General features: G+C 57.9%; 18 protein-coding genes. 9 read left to right on the forward strand and 9 right to left on the reverse strand.

Annotated features, from left to right (window positions below; genetic code table 11):
* The first annotated feature begins 26 nt into the window (after positions 1 to 26).
* Genes cpaB through M0412_RS11925 form a run of 7 tightly spaced genes read left to right on the forward strand, consistent with a single transcriptional unit; the run spans position 27 to position 7994 of the window.
* Complete coding sequence (gene cpaB / locus M0412_RS11895) at positions 27 to 833, forward strand: Flp pilus assembly protein CpaB (RefSeq protein WP_052820178.1); 807 nt, start codon at positions 27 to 29, stop codon at positions 831 to 833.
* Positions 830 to 2413, forward strand: coding sequence for a type II and III secretion system protein family protein (locus tag M0412_RS11900; RefSeq protein WP_269700368.1), 1584 nt, complete (start codon positions 830 to 832; stop codon positions 2411 to 2413). Before cpaB ends, M0412_RS11900 begins: the two co-directional genes overlap by 4 nt.
* A 56-nt stretch (positions 2414 to 2469) precedes the next feature.
* Positions 2470 to 3150, forward strand: a complete 681-nt coding sequence (locus tag M0412_RS11905) for a CpaD family pilus assembly protein (protein ID WP_269700370.1) — start codon at positions 2470 to 2472, stop codon at positions 3148 to 3150.
* 34 nt (positions 3151 to 3184) lie between these two features.
* Positions 3185 to 4468: a CpaE family protein gene (locus tag M0412_RS11910; protein ID WP_269700372.1), complete on the forward strand. Its 1284-nt coding sequence runs from the start codon at positions 3185 to 3187 to the stop codon at positions 4466 to 4468.
* 33 nt (positions 4469 to 4501) lie between these two features.
* Positions 4502 to 5974 (forward strand): CpaF family protein, encoded by a 1473-nt coding sequence (locus tag M0412_RS11915; protein WP_142840827.1) that lies wholly within the window; start codon positions 4502 to 4504, stop codon positions 5972 to 5974.
* A gap of 15 nt (positions 5975 to 5989) precedes the next feature.
* The gene (locus M0412_RS11920) at positions 5990 to 6994 is read left to right on the forward strand and encodes a type II secretion system F family protein (protein ID WP_142840826.1); all 1005 of its coding nucleotides are present in this window, start codon (positions 5990 to 5992) and stop codon (positions 6992 to 6994) included.
* Between the two features lie 10 nt (positions 6995 to 7004).
* The gene (locus M0412_RS11925) at positions 7005 to 7994 is read left to right on the forward strand and encodes a type II secretion system F family protein (RefSeq protein ID WP_046799210.1); all 990 of its coding nucleotides are present in this window, start codon (positions 7005 to 7007) and stop codon (positions 7992 to 7994) included.
* A 92-nt stretch (positions 7995 to 8086) separates the two neighbouring features.
* On the opposite strand, the gene M0412_RS11930 is transcribed toward M0412_RS11925, so the two are convergent.
* Entirely contained in the window at positions 8087 to 8797 is a 711-nt protein-coding gene (locus tag M0412_RS11930) for a tetratricopeptide repeat protein (RefSeq protein ID WP_161991326.1), read from the reverse strand.
* Positions 8798 to 9152: 355 nt separating this feature from the next.
* On the opposite strand from M0412_RS11930, the gene M0412_RS11935 reads away from it, so the two are divergent.
* Positions 9153 to 10547, forward strand: coding sequence for a M17 family metallopeptidase (locus M0412_RS11935; protein ID WP_269700376.1), 1395 nt, complete (start codon positions 9153 to 9155; stop codon positions 10545 to 10547).
* Positions 10548 to 10590: 43 nt separating this feature from the next.
* On the opposite strand, the gene pncB is transcribed toward M0412_RS11935, so the two are convergent.
* The 8 genes from pncB to M0412_RS11975 form a co-directional block, all read right to left on the reverse strand.
* Positions 10591 to 11895 (reverse strand): nicotinate phosphoribosyltransferase, encoded by a 1305-nt coding sequence (gene pncB / locus M0412_RS11940; RefSeq protein WP_046799208.1) that lies wholly within the window; start codon positions 11893 to 11895, stop codon positions 10591 to 10593.
* A 200-nt stretch (positions 11896 to 12095) separates the two neighbouring features.
* Positions 12096 to 12455, reverse strand: coding sequence for a hypothetical protein (locus M0412_RS11945; RefSeq protein WP_142840823.1), 360 nt, complete (start codon positions 12453 to 12455; stop codon positions 12096 to 12098).
* 95 nt (positions 12456 to 12550) lie between these two features.
* Positions 12551 to 13402 carry a C40 family peptidase gene (locus tag M0412_RS11950; RefSeq protein ID WP_269700380.1) on the reverse strand — a complete coding sequence of 284 codons (852 nt, stop codon included), beginning with the start codon at positions 13400 to 13402 and terminating at the stop codon, positions 12551 to 12553.
* 17 nt (positions 13403 to 13419) lie between these two features.
* Positions 13420 to 13764 carry a helix-turn-helix domain-containing protein gene (locus M0412_RS11955; RefSeq protein WP_269700382.1) on the reverse strand — a complete coding sequence of 115 codons (345 nt, stop codon included), beginning with the start codon at positions 13762 to 13764 and terminating at the stop codon, positions 13420 to 13422.
* A 384-nt stretch (positions 13765 to 14148) separates the two neighbouring features.
* Positions 14149 to 15255 carry a DUF475 domain-containing protein gene (locus M0412_RS11960; RefSeq protein WP_269700384.1) on the reverse strand — a complete coding sequence of 369 codons (1107 nt, stop codon included), beginning with the start codon at positions 15253 to 15255 and terminating at the stop codon, positions 14149 to 14151.
* Between the two features lie 292 nt (positions 15256 to 15547).
* Positions 15548 to 16465, reverse strand: a complete 918-nt coding sequence (locus M0412_RS11965; RefSeq protein ID WP_269700647.1) for a DMT family transporter — start codon at positions 16463 to 16465, stop codon at positions 15548 to 15550.
* Between the two features lie 124 nt (positions 16466 to 16589).
* Positions 16590 to 17471, reverse strand: a complete 882-nt coding sequence (locus tag M0412_RS11970) for a LysR family transcriptional regulator (protein ID WP_269700386.1) — start codon at positions 17469 to 17471, stop codon at positions 16590 to 16592.
* A complete protein-coding gene (locus M0412_RS11975) occupies positions 17468 to 17785 on the reverse strand; it encodes a putative quinol monooxygenase (protein ID WP_269700650.1) in 318 nt (105 codons plus the stop codon). Before M0412_RS11975 ends, M0412_RS11970 begins: the two co-directional genes overlap by 4 nt.
* A gap of 167 nt (positions 17786 to 17952) precedes the next feature.
* Between M0412_RS11975 and M0412_RS11980 the strand changes: the two genes are divergently transcribed.
* A complete protein-coding gene (locus M0412_RS11980; RefSeq protein WP_269700388.1) occupies positions 17953 to 19449 on the forward strand; it encodes a CoA-acylating methylmalonate-semialdehyde dehydrogenase in 1497 nt (498 codons plus the stop codon).
* The last annotated feature ends 175 nt before the right edge of the window (positions 19450 to 19624 follow it).

A 19624-nucleotide genomic window follows, 5' to 3' on the forward strand; every position in this document is an offset into this window, starting at 1 on the left:
CAACCTGATTCCCTCAAGGATCGAGCATGAAACCGTCGCGTATCGTTATTCTATCCGTTGCCCTGGTCGCCGCCGGTCTTGCCGGTCTCGTCGCCATGCAGATTTCCGGCGCAAAGCAGGTCATCGAAAAAGCGGAAACGATCATCCAGAAGGAACCGACGGTCAATGTTCTCGTTTCCTCAGTCAACTTGCCTGTCGGTAGCCGCCTGAACGATAGTTCGATGCGCTGGACACCCTGGCCGCAGGGCAATGTCGTCGATAACTTCATAACCGAAACAAAAAATCCGAACGCGATCACCGAACTCACCGGTGCCGTCGTGCGGTTGCCCCTGTTTGAGGGCGAACCGGTGCGGCCGGAAAAGGTCGTCGATTCCAGCACCCGCATCATGTCTTCACTTCTGCCGGCGGGCAAACGCGCCGTGGCTACGGAAATTTCCGTCTCAACCGGTGCTGGCGGTTTCGTACTGCCGAATGACCGCGTCGATGTCATCATGGTTCGCAAGGGCGATAACGGCAACTTCCTGACCGAGAACGTTTTGAACAATGTCCGGGTTCTGGCAATCGACCAGCAGATCAAGGAAGGCGAAGACGGCATCTCCGCCGTCGTCGGTGCAACTGCAACTCTGGAGCTGACCCCAGAACAGGCAAAAATCATAACGGTGGCGCAGCAGATGGCGGATCGCCTTACTCTCGCGTTGCGCTCAATCGCCGACGCGCAGGAAAACGATACGCTTTCAGCGGGCTATCTTCTCAACGGCGGCTCCGGCCAGCCGGAAATTCAGGTGATCAAGTCCGGGTCGATCGTCAAGGGCAGTCAAGGAGCATCACAATGACCGGGGAGTTCATAGCAAAGCGTGTTAAAAGACACCTGCGTTCATCGATGCTGGGCGGACTTGCTTTCTGCGTGGCTTTTTCAGGCATTCCAGGCCCGCATTCGCCTGAATTTCTGCGCCTTGGCGAAGCCGCGGCACAAAGCGCAAGTATCGTTCGGATTACCGAGAGCGGATCCGGCATCCGCAAACGTCTTAAGCTCGGCCTCAACAAGGCATTGGTGATTGATCTGCCTGAGGATGCGCACGACATTCTCGTTGCGGATCCAAGCCTTGCCGATGCCGTAACACGCACTTCTCGCCGTATTTATCTCTTCGGAAAAACGGTGGGACAGACAAATATCTTCATTTTCGGCGAGGGCGGTCGCGAAATCGTCAGCCTCGATCTCGAAGTAGAGCGCGACATCTCCGGCCTCGAGGCCAATATCCGCCGCTTTATTCCCGAGTCGGATATCAAGGTGGAAATCGTTTCGGACAACATCGTTCTCACCGGCTCTGTGCGCACACCGCAGGATTCTGCGCGTGCCGTGCAGCTCGCCGACGCGTTTCTAAAGGGCGGGGAAGCCACCACGCGCAATATATCACTCACCGGCGGTGACAATGGCGGCGATGCAGCGATTTTTGCGGAAAGACGCCAAGTATCGCAAATCGTCAACATGTTGACGATCGAGGGCGAGGATCAGGTAACACTGAAGGTGACTGTCGCCGAAGTCAGCCGGCAGGTGCTGAAACAGCTCGGCTTCAACGGCTCCATTGGCAGCTCCACAAGCAATAACGGCTTTTCGTTCTCAAATCCGTCCAATCTTGGAAATGCAATCAGCACTGCCTCGCGAATAGCCAGTGGCTCGATCGGTTCCGGCTCGATGAACTTTGCCAGCTACCTCAATGCCATGGAGCAGGCTGGCGTCGTGCGCACTCTGGCCGAACCTAGCCTCACCGCCATCTCAGGTGAACAGGCCAAGTTCTATGTGGGTGGAGATTTCCGTCTGGCCGCAGAGCAAGAAGTATCCGTTGACAAGGAAACCGGCCAGCAGACCATAACACGTACAACAGATACGGTTGACTACGGCATCACGTTGAACTTCAAGCCCGTTGTACTTTCGCCAGGGCGTATCAGCCTTAAGATCGAGACCAATGTTTCCGAGCCGACATATGAAGGCAACGTGGTGACGGGAAATTCGGGCGGCAACATTCCCGGCTCGACCTATATGTCAGTCCGCAAGCGCGAAACCTCCACAACCGTCGAGCTTCCGTCCGGCGGATCGATCGTGATCGCAGGGCTTGTTCAGGACAATGTCCGTCAGGCCATGTCCGGACTTCCGGGCATGTCGAAAATCCCGATTTTCGGCACGCTTTTCCGCAGCAAGGACTTTATCCGCAACGAGACGGAGCTGGTCATCATCGCCACGCCCTATCTGGTGCGGCCCGTTGCGCGCAACCAGATCGCCCGCCCGGATGACAACTTCAACCCGGAAAACGATGCCGCCATGTATTTCATGAACCGCGTCAACAAGGTCTATGGCCGGAAAGACCAGGTTCAGGCAGCGCCCTATCAGGGATCAGTGGGGTTCATCTACAAATGACGACACGCGCACGAAATCTCCTCTTCAGAGCAAGCCCGATAAGGGCAGGGAACGTCATGCCGGAAATAACCTCTTCTTCTTCCCTCAGACGGGCCGGTCTCGTCTCCATGGTTGCGCTCGTCGCTGGCCTGCTGCAAGGCTGCGCACGCGATCCGCTAACAACCAATGCCATTCCCGATGATTATCGCACACGTCATCCGATCACCCTTTCGGAAGCGGAGCACTCGCTGGATATTCCGGTTTCAGCGGGCGACAGCCGCTTGACCACCGCAGTGGCGGATAACGTTCGTGGTTTCGCCCAGAATTACGCATCCATGTCGACCGGCATCATCAATATTCAGACGCCGTCGGGATCAGCCAATTCGGCAGCGGCCTCCAGAATGGCAAAGCAGATCCGTTCAACGCTTTCCGGCGCTGGCGTCCCTTCGGGCAAAATCATGGAAACACGTTATGCGGCATCCCCCAACGGCGATGCCGCCCCCATCCGCCTGAGTTATGTCGCTGTTACCGCCATGACCGGGCAATGCGGCCAGTGGCCCGAAGACCTTTCGGACAACACCTTCGCCAACAAGAACTGGTACAATTTCGGATGCGCTTCGCAGAGCAATCTCGCCGCGCAGGTTGCCAATCCAATGGATCTGGTCGGCCCGCGGGGCATGAGTCCGATCGATGCCGAGCGTCGCGCCGTGGTCATTGACTCCTATCGCGGCAAGAGCACGACGGCTGCGACGGACTGATGCGGTTCCACCATTTGTTACGGCAGGATAGACGATGAGCGCTGTAGAATACGATATCAAATCAAGCGGTGGCACAGACGCCGAAGCGCCCGTTCGCGCCGGGGATATGGATCGCCTGCGGCCCCTGCCCCGCATTTCCGTCCATGCCTTCTGTGTCAGCGACAATATGCAGGGCGTCATGGACGCATTGTCCGGCGACAGACGCATGAGCAAGGTGACCCTTCGGGTGACCAAGGGCGACATCAACGCGGCAGCCACGATGTTCTCCGCTTCGCCCACGCCCAATCTCATCATTCTGGAGACGGCAAGCGCACCCGCTTCCCTGCTGGATGATCTCGCTCCGCTGGCGGAGGTTTGCGACCCCACCACCCGTGTCATCATCATCGGCCGACACAATGACATAACGCTTTATCGCGATCTCATCCGTAACGGCATTTCCGAATATCTTGTCGCCCCGGTCAGCATGGCCGATCTGCTAGCCTCGATCGCGACGATCTTCGTCGATCCGGAGGCGGAACCGCTCGGCCGCAACATTGCCTTCATCGGCGCCAAAGGCGGAGTGGGCTCCTCGACGATCGCGCATAATTGCGCCTTCGGCATATCCACGCTGTTTTCCACCGAAACCATCCTGGCCGACATGGACCTTGCCTATGGCACGGCCAATATCGATTTTGATCAGGACCCTGCCCAAGGCATGGCGGAAGCCGTGTTTTCACCGGAACGGCTGGACGAGGTGTTTCTCGACCGTCTTTTGACGAAATGCTCCGACCATCTGTCGCTCCTGGCGGCGCCGTCGCTTCTCGACAGAACATATGATCTCGATCGTCAGGCTTTTCTCCCAATTCTCGAGGTTCTGCAGCGTAGCGCCCCTGTTGCGGTCCTCGATCTTCCCCACCAATGGTGCGACTGGACGCGGGCAGTCCTTGCGGAAGCCGATGAGGTGGTGATTACGGCGGTTCCCGATCTCGCAAATCTGCGTAATACGAAGAACCTGTTCGATGCGCTGATAAAACTGCGACCGAACGACAAGTTACCGCACCTCATTCTTAATCAGGTGGGCATGCCGAAACGTCCGGAAATCGCGCCGGCGGACTTCCTCGAGCCATTGGAAATCGAGCCGATTGCGATCATTCCGTTCGATACCCTGCTGTTTGGAAATGCCGCCAACAGTGGTCGCATGATCAGCGAGATGGATGAAAAATCCCAGATCGCGGAAACTTTCTCACAGATCGCCCATACGATTACCGGCCGTACCGTGCTGCGCAAAAGCAAACGCGGCGGCCTGGACAAACTCAAGAATATTCTCAAGCGCAAATAGGCTTCGCCTGTGCGTCCTTAGACGGAAACGCCGATGTTCGGAAAACGCGGGTCTGACGGCCCATCCAGAAACACAAAGCCGGATTTGGCCGCAGCTGTCCCCATGCAGGCGGCGGTGGCAGCCGAGCCTCGGCCTCTTACGATCGACACGCTTGAACCCGGCCAGTCGCCCGCGACGCGCCAGGCGCAGGCAACATCGCAGTCGCCGCAGAAAAAACGCGCGCGCACGGAAGATTATTACAACACCAAGAGCCAGGTTTTCTCTGCGCTCATCGATACGATCGACCTTTCGCAGCTTGCCAAGCTCGACGCGGAGAGCGCGCGCGAGGAAATTCGCGATATCGTCAACGATATCATCACGATCAAGAACTTCGCCATGTCGATTGCCGAGCAGGAAGAACTGCTCGAAGACATCTGCAATGACGTTCTCGGTTACGGCCCGCTGGAGCCGCTTCTCGCCCGCGACGATATTGCCGATATCATGGTCAACGGATCCGGCCAGACCTTCATCGAAGTTGGCGGCAAGACCATTGAATCCGACATCCGCTTTCGTGACAACGGCCAGTTGCTGTCCATCTGCCAGCGTATCGTCAGCCAGGTCGGCCGGCGTGTGGATGAATCGAGCCCGATATGCGACGCCCGCCTGCCGGACGGATCACGCGTCAACGTCATCGCGCCGCCGCTTGCCATTGACGGACCGGCGCTGACGATCCGAAAATTCAAGAAGGACAAGCTGACACTCGATCAGCTGGTACGTTTCGGCGCAATCACGCCCGAAGGCGCGACCTTGCTCAAGATCATCGGGCGCGTACGCTGCAATATTGTCATTTCGGGCGGTACTGGCTCCGGCAAGACCACGCTGCTCAACTGCCTGACCAGTTTCATTGACAGGGACGAACGTGTCATCACCTGTGAGGACACGGCCGAACTGCAACTGCAGCAGCCGCATGTGGTGAGGCTGGAAACACGCCCGCCAAACATCGAAGGTGAAGGCGAGATCACCATGCGCGATCTGGTCAAGAACTGCCTTCGTATGCGTCCAGAACGTATCATCGTCGGCGAAGTGCGTGGACCGGAAGTTTTCGACCTGCTTCAGGCCATGAACACCGGTCACGACGGCTCGATGGGGACGCTGCACGCCAACACGCCGCGTGAATGCCTTAGCCGTATCGAATCCATGATTGCCATGGGTGGCTTTACCCTGCCGGCCAAGACCGTGCGCGAAATTATCTCCGGATCAATCGATATCGTCGTTCAGGCGGCGCGCCTGCGCGACGGCTCCCGCCGGATAACGCAGGTTACCGAAGTCATCGGCATGGAAGGCGACGTCATCGTTACCCAGGATTTGATGCGGTACGAGATTGAAGGCGAAGATGCGAATGGCAAGCTGATCGGCAGACATGTGTCGACCGGCATCAGCAAACCGCATTTCTGGGATCGCGCACGTTATTATGGCGAAGAGAAACGTCTGGCGGCCGCGCTCGACGAAATGGAAAAGACATCCTAAGGGAAGGCGACTGCCATGGACCCGACAATCCTGTTACTGGCCGTACTTGTCGCCATTTCGGCAGGAGCGCTGGCTTACGCCTTCCTTTTTCAGCAGATAGAGGTCGAAAAAAAGACCACCAGCCGTTTCAAGCGGGTGAAGGCTGCGGAAACGGACCACGCCAATATCAAAGCTGCGCGCGACCGGGTCCAGGAGCTCGGCAAACGCCGCAAATCCATGCAGGACAGCCTGCGGGAAATGGAAAAGAAACAAAATGAAAAGGCAAAAAGGACAAAGAATGTCAGTTTGCGCGACAAACTGGTTCAGGCTGGCCTGCGACTTTCGATCCGGCAGTTCCACCTGCTGAGCGCAGGCGGGGCTGTTGCCGCCGGTATCATAGCAATTCTTTATGGCCTGTCGCCGCTCATCGCTCTGCTTATAGGAGTGGTCGTTGGGTTGGGACTGCCACGGTGGGTATTGGCCTTTCTTCTCAAGCGGCGGCAGAAAAAATTCCTGGAGGAGTTTCCCAATTCGCTGGACGTCATGTGCCGGTCGATCAAGTCCGGGTTGCCGCTGAACGACGCCGTGCGATTGATCGCATCCGATGGCCAGGAGCCGGTGAAAACGGAATTTCAGCGGGTTGTCGATGCACAACAGGTCGGGATCAGCATTCCGCAGGCAATCGAGCGTATGATGCTGACCATGCCCCTGTTCGAGGTCAGTTTCTTCGGCACCGTCATTACCATTCAGGCGCAGGCGGGCGGCAATCTTTCAGAAGCGCTGTCCAATCTTTCAAAAGTTCTGCGTGACCGCAAGAAGATGCGCGCCAAGGTGAATGCCCTCTCAATGGAGGCGAAAGCCTCGGCGGTCATCATTGGGGCACTGCCTTTCATCGTCATGACGCTGGTGCACTTCACGTCGCCCGATTACCTGTCTGTGCTTTTCACCGATTTGCGCGGGCACATCATTCTCGGAGCATCCGGCATCTGGATGCTGATTGGCATTTTCATCATGCGCCAAATGATCAATTTCGATATCTGAGGGCGGGGCCATGACAGGAAATCTCGTTTCCCGCCTGACGGATCCGCAGACGATCATTGCCATTCTGGTCACGCTTGCGGTTTTTGCCACCCTTTACACCCTCATCATGCCGTTCTTCGAGCGCAAGGACTTCGCCAAGCGCATGAAAGCGGTGTCGACGGAACGCGATGTTATCCGCAGCCGCGAACGCGAGCGGCTCGCAACGACCTCCAGAGACGGAAAGACCTCGTTGCGCGGCAGCAACAACAAGTCCGCGCGCCGCATCGTCGAAAGGTTCAATCTTCAGGAAGCACTTGCCGACGCGAATACGATGAACAAGCTGCGTGCAGCGGGTTTTCGTTCACAGAATGCGCTCAACACATTTCTCGCCGCGCGATTCGTCCTGCCATTCGCCTTTCTTGCCATCGCTTTTACCTGGGTTTTCGTCCTGGGAAACCTCGCTGACAAGGCCTTTGTCGTCAGGCTGATGGCTGTCCTGCTTTTCGGCTATATCGGTTTTTACGCGCCGAATATCTACGTTTCCAACGCCATGACAAAGCGACAGGGGTCGATCAAGCGTGCGTGGCCGGATGCGCTGGATCTGATGCTGATCTGCATAGAATCCGGTGTCTCGATGGAAGCCGCGATGCGCCGTGTGGCGGAAGAAATGGGCGAGCAGTCACCCGAACTGGCGGAAGAAATGATGCTGACGACAGCCGAGCTCTCCTTCCTTCAGGACAGGCGCATTGCCCTGGAGAACTTCGGTATGCGAACACAGCTGGATGGGGTCAAAAGCGTGGTGCAGGCGCTTATCCAGGCGGAGCGCTATGGCACGCCGCTGGCTCAGGCGCTACGCGTTCTTGCGCAGGAAGGCCGTGACGAGCGCATGAACGAGGCCGAAAAGAAAGCCGCGGCGCTGCCACCGAAACTGACCGTGCCAATGATCATATTCTTCCTACCGGTGCTCATCGCCGTCATCCTCGGGCCGGCCATCATCCGGGTTATGGACACGTTCAAATAAAAAACCGCCGGCATTTTGCGCGGCGGTATATTCCGATCCCGGCTGGCAAGATCGCCGGCCACTTATGCCGGCGGCTGCACCTAAAAGCCTTATCAGCCTGCAGGCTTTGCGTCTTTTTTCGCCAGCTGCTGCCAGGAATTCTGCTGTGAGAGCATCGCGCGCAGATAGGTGAGATTTGCCTGCGCCTGCTGCGCCGAAAGCTCCTGAACCGCGATGCGCTCGGCTTCGGCGAAACGTCCCTGAAGACCCACAACAAGCGCAAGGTTCTGGCGAACGCGGCTATCCGCGCCGGGCTGCGAAATGGCGGATTGCAAATATGTTTCGGCGGTGCGCGGATCGCTCGACAGGACATAGGACATGCCAAGGTTCGAAAGCACGCTTGGATCGTTCGGCTTGAGATCGAGCGCCTGCCGGTACCGCGAGCGCGCCTCGTTCGAGCGGCCCAGCTGGTCGAGCACCGCACCTTCGGCGGAATAAAGCCGCCAGTCGGGACGGTCGGGGGTCTGCGCCCGCTGTATGGTCGAAAGCGCCTGCTCCAGCTGGCCGGCCGCCGCCTGCGCCTTGCCATAGGCCGCAAGCACATCGCGATCCGCCGGATTGGCGATGGCAATCTGCTGCATGACGGCGAGCGCCTGGGTATTCTTGCCCGTCATCATCAGCACGCTGGCATAGTTCATGCCCACCGACTTGTCCTTGGGACTGCGCTCATAGGCCTTGCCGGCGGTCGCTTCCGCCTGCCGCAGCTGATCCATGTTCATCGTATCATAGGAACGCGTGGCGGCGGGAATGGAACCGGTGGACATGCGATCCGGCTTGTTGGTGCTCGCGCATCCGGAAACGGCTAGAACCAGCGCTAACAGGCACGTTCCGCGCAGCAATCCGGTCCGGCCTGTTTTGGCCAAAGAAAAAGCAGTCATGGCAGCGCCCCCGCCCAAAAATGATCGATCTTGCGCCCGACATACGACAGACTCACATGACGCAACTTTCACTAAAGCAATAATCTGTTAACCCTAACAGAGCGTTAATCGCACCGATTCACGACACTGGAGCGCCGCGTCCGAGAGGATGCAAAAGGCCGCTCCGGCACTTTGAAACTACGCATCGTTCCTATCGAAAATCATTCCGATTTTCGGGCCGATGCACCAACGGAAGCATACAATGGCGCCCTATCAGTTCATCGAACGCCCCACCCCTTTCAGCTCGAAGGCCGGCAGCACCTTACCGGTTTTTGCCGTCACGCCAGCCCATATCGAACAGGGCGCCATCGATCCTGTCGCTCTGGACTGGGCGAAAAAGGCCGGGTTCAAGGCAGAAGCAGGCGCCATCCTGCTCGTGCCTTCGGCCGACGGTTCGCTGGGTGGCGCGCTTCTCGGGCTTGGCGGCAATCCCTCCGAAATTCCCTTCATAACCGGCAAACTCGCCCGTGAACTGCCGGAAGGCGAGTGGCACATCGAAACGGCGCCCCTGACCGCCAACCGCCTGGCGCTCGGCTTCGGCCTCGGCAGCTATCGCTTCGACAAATACAGAACCACCAAGACCAACGGGGCAAAGCTTCTCATTCCGCAGGATGCGGAAGACGGCGAGATCAAGCGCATTCTGGCCGGCGTTTTCCTTGCCCGCGATCTCATCAATATACCGGCCAATGACATGGGGCCGGACGAGCTTGAAATCGCCTTCCGTGCCCTTGCCGCTCATTATAAGGCAAAGGTCAGCGTCACCACCGGCGACGATCTGTTGAAGGAAAACTTCCCGCTGATCCACGCCGTTGGCCGCGCCAGCGAAAGCGCCCCGCGCCTCCTTGAGATGAACTGGGGCAAGAAGGGCAATCCGCGTCTCACCCTCGTCGGCAAGGGCGTCTGCTTTGATACAGGCGGTCTCGATATCAAACCAGCTGCCTCCATGGCTTTGATGAAGAAGGATATGGGCGGAGCGGCCAATGTTCTTGGCCTTGCACTGATGATCATGGACGCGAAGCTGCCGATCGACCTTCGCGTGCTTGTACCGGCCGTCGAAAATTCCATCTCTTCCAATGCCTTCCGCCCCGGCGACATCTACAAAAGCCGCAAGGGCCTGACGGTGCAGATCGACAATACTGACGCCGAGGGACGTCTCGTTCTGGCGGATGCACTGGCCTATGCCGATGAGGATGCGCCGGACCTGATGATCGACATGGCGACGCTGACGGGCGCCGCCCGCGTTGCCCTTGGCCCGGATCTGCCGCCTTTTTATACCGATGACGAAGATCTGGCCCACGACATCGCGGAAGCCAGCATCGATATCGACGACCCGCTGTGGCGGATGCCGCTCTATATGGGATATGACAAGGATATCCGCTCGCGGGCAGCCGATATCACCAACGCCCCGTCAGGCGGCATGGCCGGCTCGATCACCGCAGCCCTGTTTCTCAAGCGTTTCGTGACAAACACCAAGCGCTGGGCGCATTTCGACATTTACGGCTGGTCGCTGAGCGAGAGGCATCACTCGTCGATTGGCGGCGAGGCGCAGGGTATCCGTGCGCTCTTCCATTACATCGCACATCAATTCGCGAAGTAATCACTTCCACGGGCGCTTCGTTGACCGGAGCGCCCGGTCTTTCTCAAACCAGAACCTTCTGTTCCTTGTGGTCTTCCTCGCCGAAGAACTTCAGGTAGCGCTCCACTTCGGCCGGCTCGCCCGTCGCCTTTTGCGGATTGTCCGAGAGCTTGACCGCAGGCCGGCCATTGGCATCGCTGACCTTGCAGACGATCGAGATCGGCTTGAGGCTGGCGATGGTCTTCGGCGCACAGCCGGCAAAGTCGTTGGTCAGATTGGTGCCCCAGCCGAAGCTCATGCGAACCCGGCCTTCGAAATGCCGGTAGGTGTCGATGATCGCGTTGACATCGAGGCCATCGGAAAAGATCAGCATTTTCTTGCGCGGGTCGCGCCCCATCTTCTGCCACCACTCGATGATCTTTTCGCCGCCTTCGATCGGCGGCGCGCTGTCTGGACGAAAGCCAGTCCAGTCCGCCACCCATTCCGGCGCGTTGCGCAGAAACGCTGCCGTGCCGAAGGCATCAGGCAGCACGATCAGCAGGTTACCGCCATAAAGCCGGTTCCAGTCCTTCAGAACCTGATAGGGGGCGGCCGCCAGTTCCTCGTTCGTCTGCGCGAGTGCTGCAACGACCATCGGCAATTCATGCGCGTTGGTACCCACGGCTTCGAGATCGGAATCCATGGCGAGCAGAACATTGCTGGTGCCCGTGAAAGCCGGTCCAATGCCTTCCTTCAGCGCCTCGACGCACCAGCGTTGCCACAGGAAGCTGTGGCGACGGCGCGTGCCGAAATCGGAAATGCGCAGGCCCGGCAGTTCCCGCAGCCGTTCGACCTTTTCCCACATCTTGGCCTTCGCCCGGGCATAAAGGACATCCAGTGTGAAATAACCGAGCGAACGCATGGCGCTGCGCGAGCGCAACTCGTTGATGATTGCCAGCGCCGGAATTTCCCAGAGCGTCGTATCCATCCAACGGCCATGGAAGTTCAGTTCATACTGCCCGTCACGCTTGAAAAGCTCATATTCCGGCAATTGATAACTCGAAAGCCAGGAGAGGAACTCCGGCTCGAAAATCTGCGAGCGACCGTAAAAGGAGTTACCCGCGAGCCAGATGTTCTCCTTCTTGGAGAGACGCAGGGTGCGCGCGTGATCAAGCTGCTCGCGCAGTTCCATCTCGTCAATTTCCTCGGCCAGCCGCACCGTCTTGGTACGGTTGATCAGGGAAAATGTCGCGTCGACTTCCGGATAGAGCTTCCAGATCATCTGCAACATCAAGAGCTTGTAAAAATCCGTATCGATCAGGCTGCGAACGATCGGATCGAGCTTCCAGGTGTGATTGTGGACACGGGTCGCTATATCGGTCTTCGTCATGCTCGCATTCCCCAACATCGGCCGAGACCCGACGTCACCCCGCACCTCGGCAGGTCTCGACCTGTCATGGCAAAGACTTATCTGAAAAAGCGACAACAAGTCCAGAGCACCGACAGCAGAGGGCCTTAGTTTTGCGCACGCATCGGATTTTTCGAAAAGCGTACCGCACCTTTCGGGCAGAGGCACTCAGTGCCTTTGCCTCAGAAGGTCGGGTCGACGGGATTGATGCCGGGATACCAGTCCTTCGAGACCGGATTTCTGCCACCGAAGCTGGAAATGCCGTTTTCATCCGTGCAGCGATAACCCTGAACGGGAAGTCCCCGGCTGCCAAAAACGTTGCGGTAGGCACCTCTGGAATATCCGGTTCTTCCCAGTTCGCTGTGGCAGGTATAACGCACCTTGGGCTGCAGCGTGCGCGGATCCTTGACACCAGGCAGGTTCGCATAGGCATCGGGTGCCGGGGCAAAGCCATTCTGGAAAACGGTCTGCGCCTGAGCCGAGGCGCTCAATAGAACCGCCGTCAGGAATGCTGCCAATTTTGTCGCGGTTTTTGTCTTCATCGATGCCGGTCCCGTACCATCCTTCCTCAGATGTAGGCCGTTGACGACCGTCCTACAAAGGGTGGCGCGGGCACGATTTCGTGAAAACGGCTTTCTCAGCCCTCCAGACGACGAAAAGCCGTCGGCTTTTCATAAAGCCAGCCGATACGCTCGATGGCCGCATCGAGATTTTCGCGAGCGACATTCATCGTATGCCCATTGGCGTGAAGCAGCGTTTCCTCGTTTTCCATGAGGCCGACATGGCCCTTCCAGAAAACAAGGTCACCGCGGCGCAATTCGTCGCGCTCTATCTCCACGCCGAGCGACTTTACCTGCATATCGGTATCACGCAGAACCCGCCGACCCGCCATTGCCATGGAAAGCTGCACGAGGCCGGAACAATCGATGCCATGGCCGGAGCGTCCGCCCCACAGATAGGGTGTCTCGATAAAGCGCAGTGCTATCGCCACATAATCCTCTTCGAGAGTATCACCGACTGCACGGCAATGGGCGGCGATGATGCCCTCGCCTTTTTCAGTCATGAGATAGCGGGTACCACGCGTCTCGGCCTCGCCGACGATGCGAACAAGGCTGCCCATGGAAAGGGCCGCGACCGGCGGCTTGCGCAATTCAGCGGCAGGATAGAGAAAGGTGCGCGGCGCGACGACACGATGGGTGGCGGCAACGACATCGCCGATAGCGGTTTCCGGCACGTAACCGGCGTAACCATCGGCATCCGCCTGCACCCATGCCCAGCCGTTCGCTCTGTCGAAAACACGAACAGTTTCGCCAAACAAAAGCTCCGTATCGATACCGGAGGCTAAGTCTGGTGTCGGTCGCAGGCCAATGACGGGAACGGCGACTTGCGCGGGCGAACCACTGACGAAGCGGTCGGCCTGCACCACGCCTTGCAGTTTTTCATCGGCGAGGTCAGAGCGGAAGACATTCAGGCGGCGGTCGAGCATCATAGGTTTCACGTCCAGAGTTAGATCTTACGCGCCTGATCAATAATCAGATCGCCGAATTTTTCCAGATAGAGCGCACCTGTGACGGTGCGTTTTATCACAACATTGCGCCTGTCCCGTTCATCCCGCACCCTGTCGACCAGCCCCAGCGCCCCCAGACTGTCGAGTGCGCGGGTGATGACCGGCTTGGTCACGCCGAGCATTGCGGCGAGACCACGAACGGTGTGCGGTGGCGGCACGAGATAAATCTGCAGCAGGATGGCCGTCTGGCGCAAGGTCAAATCCGGCGCGTCGGCAATAACCTGCTCGATCGCGACGCGATGCCAGAGCCCCAAGGCTTCCGTGGGCGAAAGTTCTGCAGGCACGCCGATAAACCTTCCAGTCGTTATCGTGCCTTTTTCAGGCAACGAAAGGCAAAACTCAAGAACCATGGCGCACAAACAAAACCGCCGCGCTGTTGCAGACCGGATAGGTCAAACAGCGCGGCGGCGTTTCTGGACCCGTTTTCCGGGCTTCCAACGTCCCCTCTGGACTTAAAGCAAGAGAAGCAGGAAGCGTGCCAACTTTATTGCAGCGCACAAATATGAGAAAAAACAACCATTTGTCGTGCGATCCTGGCGCCACGGCCAGATTTTCTGCAAACTCAGATGAGCAATAAAAATAAGCAGACAGAAATTCAGTGCTTAAAAACTGCCTTCCGCCGCAGAGGCGGAAGGCAAGGATCGTTGTGGATCAGATTTCCGCGTTGCTCAGATTTCTGCACCGCGGGCCGTATCAGCGGCATTGGCGCCTTGCTGCCGGTTATGCCGGATCGACGACCAGAGCGAAATACCGATCAGGGTCGCACCGCCAAGACCGGTGATGACCTCCGGTATATGGAACATGGTCTGCACATACATGATGACCGACAGGATAAGGATCGCGTAAAATGCGCCGTGTTCCAGATAGCGGTATTCGGCAAGCGTTCCCTTCTCAACCAGCATGATCGTCATCGAGCGCACATACATGGCGCCGATGCCGAGGCCGATGGCGATGATGAAGAGGTTCTGGGTCAGTGCGAAAGCACCGATCACGCCGTCGAAGGAGAAGCTGGCATCCAGCACTTCGAGGTAAAGAAACGCACCGAAGCCACCTTTGGCCGCGCCTTCCAGCATTTCCTGGCTGCGATCGAGAATACCGCCGACGACTTCCACCAGCAGGAAGGTCAAAAGACCCCAGATCGCCGAATGGAAGAAGGTGTTGGCAGCGACCGGGCCGAGTTCCGGGTTGTCACTGGCACCGATGATACGGGAAAACACCAGCATGACGACAAGCACGAAGGCGATCTCGATGCCCTTGACGGAGGAATAGGTCGCAGCTTTTTCCTCGATCCAGCGCACCCAGTGCACGTCCTTTTCATGGTCGAAGAAGAAATTGAGACCGACCATCATCAGGAAGGTGCCGCCAAAAGCCGCAATCGGCAGATGGGCGTCACGCATGATTTCCGAATAACGTTCTGGCTGCGTTGCCGCCATGACGATTGCCGTCCAGGGGCCGACATTTGCGGCAACGACGACGATGAGCAGCGGGAAGACGATACGCATGCCGAAAACGGCAATCAGGATACCCCAGGTCAGGAAGCGGTGCTGCCAGACCGGCGTCATATCCTTGAGCTTGTTGGCGTTGACGATGGCGTTGTCGAAGGAAAGCGAGATTTCCAGCACCGCTAGAACGACGCAGATGAAGAAGATCGTCACCGTGCCGCCCACCGTTCCGGTCATTTCCCAGCCGAGATAACCGCCGAGGATCAGACCGACGATGGTGACGATAAATGCCCACTTGAAGTAGGAAAGCGTGGTTTTCTGGGCGGGGCTCATGTCCGGTCGCCTCCGATAACGAGGACGTTCACGGACCGACGCGGAGCGTCAGGCCGCACGCAGAAAGCACGCGCGCGAAGCACATTCAGGTTTTTCATAGTTTTTAATCCGCCGGCCAATTTTTGCAGGCGGTACCGACATCGCGAGAGCGCCGTAAAACTCTCGCCAGAGGGGCCCGGCACCTTTGTTTCCTCTGCCCATGCGAGACATATGATCGCAGGGCCTTCTCTTACTCCCTGAAGATCACGCCTTCGTCAAGTCCCGTGATTGTATCGACAGTGGTCAGGAAAGATCAAACCTGTTCTTCGACCAGTCCTTCCGCCGTTTCGCGGCGCCGCTTGAGCGTATTTTCGCGGAAGAAAATATAGAGGCCGGATAGAACAATCAGGCCCGCACCAATGACGATGCTGATATGCGGCACATCCCCGAAGAATGCCCAGCCGAAGATCACCGCCCACAGCAGCAGCGTATATTGCAGCGGCGCGACGGTCGCAGCATCGGCAAGCTTCAGAGCCCGATTGACCAGCACATGCGCCGCCATGGCGACCACGCCAAGCAGGCTGAGGAACGCCAGATCGAAGCTGGACTGGACCGGCAGCCAGCCGGATGGGGTCAGAAACACCGCAACGATGCCCGCAACACCGGCACCGATGATCTGCCAGAAGGCAAGCACCGTATCCGGCGTATTGCGCAGCTGGCGTCCGGACAACATCATGAAGGCGAAGGCAGCACTGCCGAGAATGGAAAACAGCGCAGCGGAAGTGAGGCTTGCCGAACTTGGTTTCAAGGCGATGAGAACGCCGACGAAACCGATGGCGATGGCTGTCCACCGACGCCAGCCGACCTTTTCTCCGAGCAGAAACGGCGCCAGAGCCGCCACATAAATGGGCGCTGCCAGCCAGTAGGTCATGACATCTGCCAGTGGCAGGCTCGCAACCGCGAAGTAGAAACAGAAAAGCTCGGCAGTGGAGAAGAAGACACGCGCCGCCTGCAATCCGGGCCGCTCGACCTTCACTAGACCGGAAAGGCCGGCTCGCCAGACGATGGGGACAAGGATGACGAGGGCCGCAGCACTTCGGATCAGGATAACCTGCCCCTGGCTATAGGTCGATACGAGCCATTTTCCCATGGCATCGTTCAACGCGAAAAGCAGCATTCCAAGCAGCATGACGGCCACGCCGAGGCCAGTCGGCGAAAGCTTTCGTATCATAGTCGACATGTCAGTTCCGATCTCTCCCAATGGCTGCATTGGTCGTTCAGCCAGCCACCCCTTGTCAAGCCCGGAGCGGGCTAACTTGTGCAATTAATATTACTAATGGATCGACCTATCGACCTCAGGCGAAGATTCGCCGCTCTTCGGCAACAAGTTCCTGAAGAAAATCAACTACGGTGCGGACACGGACCAATTGGCGGGCGGACTCGTGATAAGCCGTCCAGTAAGACCTGATGATGCTGATATGCGGCATGATCCGCAGAAGTTCAGGATATTGCCCGGCGATGTAATTGTGCAGAATGCCGATGCCCGCCCCCGACCGCACCGCCTCCGTCTGGCCGGTGGCACTGGAGATTTCAAAGGCGGCGTCCCAGTCGCGCATGATCTCGCCCGTAAAGTTCAGGGAGGGCGAGAAGATCAGGTCCTCCACATAACCGATGCGACGATGGCGCTTGAGCGCTTCGACATCCGCCGGCGTTCCATATTCGGCCAGATAGTCCGCTGAGGCATAAAGCCCGAGCGAATAATCAGTGAGCTTTGAGAACATCAGCCTGCCCTGCTCCGGCCGTTCGATGGTGATGGCGATATCGGCCTCGCGTTGCGACAAAGAGAAGGAACGCGGCACCGGCACGAGCTGGATTTTGAGATCAGGATAACGGGCCGTCAGCCGGCCGAGCCGTGGTGCGAGAAAGGAAACGCCAAGACCGTCCGGCGCGCCGATGCGCACCGTTCCCGCCACCGCCGTATCGACGCGGCCGAGATTGGCCTGGGCATTCAGCATTTCGGTTTCCATGCGCTCGGCGGCACCCAAAAACCGCTGACCTTCCTCGGTCATTTCGCAGCCATTCGTCCGGCGGATGAAAAGCTGGGTCTTCAGTGCCTGCTCCAGCAGCGTCAATCGCCGCGAAAGCGTTGCATGGTTCAGACCGAGCCGTTTCGAAGCGGCGAGAATCTGCCCGGAGCGGGCAACGGCAAGGAATATGCGGACGTCATCCCAATTCATGGCTTGCCACGCATCATTACGGGTTCAACTTCGATCAAAGTAAGCGATGTCACCATTCCCGCCACACGCTGTTTATATTTCAGGAAATGCGGCGTTTGCAGATGCGCCTCATATGCCGCCTGGTTCGCATAAACTTCGAGGATGCGAATCTTTTCCGGGCTGCCTTTGATCGCCACCGCATTTAATGCAAGCACGCCATTTTCAAGACGGACAGAAGCCTCGATCTCCTCTGCAAGCAATCTGCGATAGGCTTCCAGATGGGTCGGATCGATTTCTATTTCAGCCATCCTCACGACAGTTTCATCGCTTGCCATCTTTTGACTTTCTTTTTGAATGGCGAACTCGCCGTGCCGGATCAGGAAACGCCTAAGAATGCTCATCGTGCTTTAATTTACGCACAACGGTTTCTTATCCGAGTTCATTGCTTTGTACAAATTCAAGTGCAATGCTGCACCCATCAAAAAATCGCGGAGGATTACCCATGAAGGAAATCGGTCATTTCATTAACGGCAAGCATGTGCAGGGCACCAGCGGCCGCACATCGAATGTCTATAACCCGGCGACCGGCGAAGTGCAGGCAGCCGTTGCGCTTGCGAGCGACGCCGAACTGCGCGCCGCCGTTGAAAGCGCCAAGGCGGCACAGCCGAAATGGGCTGCCACCAACCCGCAGCGCCGCGCCCGCGTCTTTTTCAAATTCGTCGAACTTCTGAACCGCGACCTCAACGAGCTGGCAGTGCTGCTTTCCAGCGAGCACGGCAAGACTGTTGAGGATTCCAAGGGTGATATCATCCGTGGCCTCGAAGTCTGCGAATTCGTCTGCGGCATTCCGCATCTGCAGAAGGGTGAGTTCACCGAGGGCGCTGGCCCGGCCATCGACATGTATTCGATCCGTCAGCCGGTCGGCATCGGTGCCGGCATCACGCCGTTCAACTTCCCCGGCATGATCCCGATGTGGATGTTTGCGCCGGCGATCGCCTGCGGCAACGCCTTCATCCTCAAGCCTTCCGAGCGCGATCCGTCGCTGCCGATCCGTCTTGCCGAACTGATGATCGAAGCCGGTCTTCCGGCCGGTATCCTCAATGTCGTCAATGGTGACAAGGGCGCTGTCGACGCCATCCTGACCGATCCCGATATCGGCGCGGTCTCCTTCGTTGGCTCGACGCCGATCGCCCGCTACGTCTACGGCACTGCCGCCATGAACGGCAAGCGCGCGCAGTGCTTCGGCGGCGCGAAGAACCACATGATCATCATGCCGGATGCCGATCTCGATCAGGCGGTGAATGCACTGATGGGTGCGGGTTACGGTTCGGCCGGCGAGCGCTGCATGGCTGTTTCCGTTGCGGTTCCGGTTGGCGAAGAAACGGCCAATCGTCTCGTGGAAAAGCTCATCCCGCAGATCGAAAGCCTGAGAATCGGCCCCTATACCGATGACAAGGCCGATATGGGCCCGCTCGTCACCAAGGAAGCCCAGACACGCGTCAAGGGTCTGATCGACAGCGGTGTTGAACAGGGCGCAAAACTGCTGGTCGATGGCCGCGATTTCAAGCTGCAGGGTTACGAGGACGGTTATTTTGTCGGCGGCTGCCTGTTCGACCACGTCACACCTGACATGGACATCTACAAGACGGAAATCTTCGGACCGGTTCTGTCGGTCGTTCGCGCCAAGAACTACGAAGATGCGCTGGAACTGCCGATGAAGCATGAGTACGGCAACGGCGTTGCGATCTACACCCGTGACGGCGATGCCGCACGCGACTTCGCAAGCCGCATCAACATCGGCATGATCGGCGTCAACGTTCCGATCCCGGTTCCGCTTGCCTACCACTCCTTCGGCGGCTGGAAGGCCTCGAGCTTCGGTGACCTTAACCAGCACGGCACGGATTCGATCAAGTTCTGGACCAAGACCAAGACGATCACCTCGCGCTGGCCGTCCGGCATCAAGTCGGGTGCCGAATTCGTCATGCCGACGATGAAATAAGCCGAAAAACCGGCAACCAAAACAAAAAGCCCCGCTGCGAAAACAGCGGGGCTTTTTTGACTAAAAAGACTACTATAAAAATCAAGTTTTTTCGTCAAAATAATTCCACTTAAAGCTGTTATCGCGTAAGAGAGCCGTTGCGGCGTGGGGACGCTGCCAATCGACGATTACGGGG

The organism is Agrobacterium sp. O3.4, assembly GCF_041414895.1.
In the GTDB taxonomy this organism is placed as follows: Bacteria; Pseudomonadota; Alphaproteobacteria; order Rhizobiales; family Rhizobiaceae; genus Agrobacterium; species Agrobacterium cucumeris.

Bases quoted from the DNA above. Each gene is read 5' to 3' on its own strand.
- cpaB (WP_052820178.1), top strand. From the start codon at position 27: ATGAAACCGTCGCGTATCGTTATTCTATCCGTTGCCCTGGTCGCCGCC.
- M0412_RS11900 (WP_269700368.1), top strand. From the start codon at position 830: ATGACCGGGGAGTTCATAGCAAAGCGTGTTAAAAGACACCTGCGTTCA.
- M0412_RS11905 (WP_269700370.1), top strand. From the start codon at position 2,470: ATGCCGGAAATAACCTCTTCTTCTTCCCTCAGACGGGCCGGTCTCGTC.
- M0412_RS11910 (WP_269700372.1), top strand. From the start codon at position 3,185: ATGAGCGCTGTAGAATACGATATCAAATCAAGCGGTGGCACAGACGCC.
- M0412_RS11915 (WP_142840827.1), top strand. From the start codon at position 4,502: ATGTTCGGAAAACGCGGGTCTGACGGCCCATCCAGAAACACAAAGCCG.
- M0412_RS11920 (WP_142840826.1), top strand. From the start codon at position 5,990: ATGGACCCGACAATCCTGTTACTGGCCGTACTTGTCGCCATTTCGGCA.
- M0412_RS11925 (WP_046799210.1), top strand. From the start codon at position 7,005: ATGACAGGAAATCTCGTTTCCCGCCTGACGGATCCGCAGACGATCATT.
- M0412_RS11930 (WP_161991326.1), bottom strand. From the start codon at position 8,797: ATGTCCACCGGTTCCATTCCCGCCGCCACGCGTTCCTATGATACGATG.
- M0412_RS11935 (WP_269700376.1), top strand. From the start codon at position 9,153: ATGGCGCCCTATCAGTTCATCGAACGCCCCACCCCTTTCAGCTCGAAG.
- pncB (WP_046799208.1), bottom strand. From the start codon at position 11,895: ATGACGAAGACCGATATAGCGACCCGTGTCCACAATCACACCTGGAAG.
- M0412_RS11945 (WP_142840823.1), bottom strand. From the start codon at position 12,455: ATGAAGACAAAAACCGCGACAAAATTGGCAGCATTCCTGACGGCGGTT.
- M0412_RS11950 (WP_269700380.1), bottom strand. From the start codon at position 13,402: ATGATGCTCGACCGCCGCCTGAATGTCTTCCGCTCTGACCTCGCCGAT.
- M0412_RS11960 (WP_269700384.1), bottom strand. From the start codon at position 15,255: ATGAGCCCCGCCCAGAAAACCACGCTTTCCTACTTCAAGTGGGCATTT.
- M0412_RS11965 (WP_269700647.1), bottom strand. From the start codon at position 16,465: ATGATACGAAAGCTTTCGCCGACTGGCCTCGGCGTGGCCGTCATGCTG.
- M0412_RS11970 (WP_269700386.1), bottom strand. From the start codon at position 17,471: ATGAATTGGGATGACGTCCGCATATTCCTTGCCGTTGCCCGCTCCGGG.
- M0412_RS11975 (WP_269700650.1), bottom strand. From the start codon at position 17,785: ATGGCAAGCGATGAAACTGTCGTGAGGATGGCTGAAATAGAAATCGAT.
- M0412_RS11980 (WP_269700388.1), top strand. From the start codon at position 17,953: ATGAAGGAAATCGGTCATTTCATTAACGGCAAGCATGTGCAGGGCACC.